The organism is Stenotrophomonas pictorum JCM 9942 (assembly GCF_001310775.1).
Lineage (GTDB): Bacteria > Pseudomonadota > Gammaproteobacteria > Xanthomonadales > Xanthomonadaceae > Stenotrophomonas > Stenotrophomonas pictorum.
On the sequence record NZ_BAZI01000459.1, the window covers coordinates 1 to 1,849 of the forward strand.

Here is a 1,849-nt window from a genome sequence, read left to right on the forward strand (position 1 = left end):
AGAGCGGACGCACCACCTCATACTTCCAGGCTTTTGGGCCTTTTCTGGCTCATGGGGACTGACTCACTGGCGATTTCGTCCGAGCGTGAGTGGATAATGCGCAAAGAGTCGATCTAAGAAAATCTCAGCCACATATCACCTCGTTGAAGCCAGTAGGGTCTGGCTTTGCGCAAGGGCACAGCGCTCCTTGTGCACCTTGAAGATGGATTCCTTATGAGTGACAGGTCCGAGGCGGTCTACTGCGTTCTTGTAGTAGTCGCGGCGGCTCTGGTGAGCGTCGCCAGATGCGTCAGCTGCAAACGCCCAAGATTTCCGTAATCCAACCCGCGACAGACCACAAGGCCCGGCATTCGCCGGGCCTTGTGCGTTTATGCCCAAGAGTTAGGAGAAGAAAGATGCACCTGGTTGAAACAATGGCCTATGCCGGCGAACGACCGTGGCACGGGCTCGGCAACAAGCTTGCGCCGCAGCAGCCCATCGAGGTCTGGAAGCGCGAGGCCGGGATGGACTGGTCGATCGAAGAGTCCGAAGTCCGCTACGTGGTCGGGAAGAACGGGATCGGGGCCATCAACGCTTTCCCGGAACAGAAGGTCCTGTACCGGTCAGACACGCAAGCCCCGCTGTCCGTCGTCTCCAAGCGCTACAAGGTCGTCCAGCCGGGGGAGATCCTGGAGTTCTATCGCGACCTGACCGAGGTCGGCGGCTTTGAGCTGGAAACGGCCGGCGTACTGCGCGAAGGCCGTAAGTTCTGGGCCTTGGCCAGGACTGGGCAGAGCACGGTGCTCAAGCGGAAGGACCGCGTCGAAGGCTACCTGCTGCTGGCCACGGCCTGTGATGGGACGCTGGCCACCACAGCCCAGTTCACCTCGGTTCGGGTCGTGTGCAACAACACCTTGGCCATCGCACTGGGCAGCAATGCGGGCGTCGTGAAGGTGCCGCACCGCAGTCAGTTCGACCCCGACGTGGTGAAGCGTCAGCTGGGCATCACCGTATCGACCTGGGATTCGTTTGTGGCCCAGATGAGGGCGCTGGTTGAGACCCCGGTAGACCCGGACTCGGTGGACGGACTCCTGCGCCGGGTGTTGACATACCCCAACCCGGACGGGCAGGGAGTCGCGGTCAACGAGCAGGCCTTCACGGTCGCCCGTGCGCTGTACGACGGCGCGGGCAGGGGGTCGGAGCTGTCAACGGCCAAGGGGACAGCCTGGGGCGTCCTGAGCAGCGTGACGGAGTTCGTTGACCACCACCGGCGTGCCAGGAGCGACGACCACCGCAGGGATGCGGCATGGTTCGGGGCGGGCGCCCAGATCAAGCAACGGGCCTGGGACGAAGCCATAAAGCTGGTGGCCTGAGCGATGGACGTCGATCAGCTCGACGTTGCGTACATCGCCATAGGGGCCAAGCAAGCACTGGACAAGAGTGGGGCTCCGTACGCGAAGGTCCCGTTCCAAGGGGAGTTGGGCTACGTCCAAGCATGCATCGATCAGGCTGAGCTTCTGACTCGGGCCTGGCGCGCATGTAGTGAGGTGTTCCCCGGTGTCTGGTGCTACGAGGTGGCCGAGCCCTTCGGCGTGGCCTTCGGCAAGCACCTCCTGGCCGGAGGTGGTCCTGAGAGCGCCCAGAGCATCCTCAACGGGGTGCTGGCCTCAGCGATGGCGACAACCCCGGTGTAGGTTCCGTCTCTGTCAAAGCTACCCATAAGCCGGCCTCCCCACGGAGGCCGGGCTTCTTCGATTGGAGGATTGGAAATGAGCAGATCAGCGGCGATTCGTCTGGTCGACACGCGCTCGATGGAGCGTGAGGAGTGGTTGGAAGTCCGCAATCGCGGCATCGGGAGTTCCGATGCTGC

The 1,849-nt window shown here is 62.7% G+C and carries 2 protein-coding genes; both read left to right on the forward strand.

The annotated features are described in order from the left end of the window. Window positions 1–395 precede the first annotated feature (395 nt). Complete coding sequence (locus tag JCM9942_RS14990; protein WP_054660642.1) at window positions 396–1,352, forward strand: DUF932 domain-containing protein; 957 nt, start codon at window positions 396–398, stop codon at window positions 1,350–1,352. Window positions 1,353–1,355: 3 nt separating this feature from the next. Beyond that, the gene (locus tag JCM9942_RS14995; protein WP_054660644.1) at window positions 1,356–1,673 is read left to right on the forward strand and encodes a hypothetical protein; all 318 of its coding nucleotides are present in this window, start codon (window positions 1,356–1,358) and stop codon (window positions 1,671–1,673) included. Window positions 1,674–1,849 lie beyond the last annotated feature (176 nt).

Coding starts and splice junctions, on each gene's coding strand:
- JCM9942_RS14995 (WP_054660644.1), top strand. CDS start 1,356: ATGGACGTCGATCAGCTCGACGTTGCGTACATCGCCATAGGGGCCAAG.
- JCM9942_RS14990 (WP_054660642.1), top strand. CDS start 396: ATGCACCTGGTTGAAACAATGGCCTATGCCGGCGAACGACCGTGGCAC.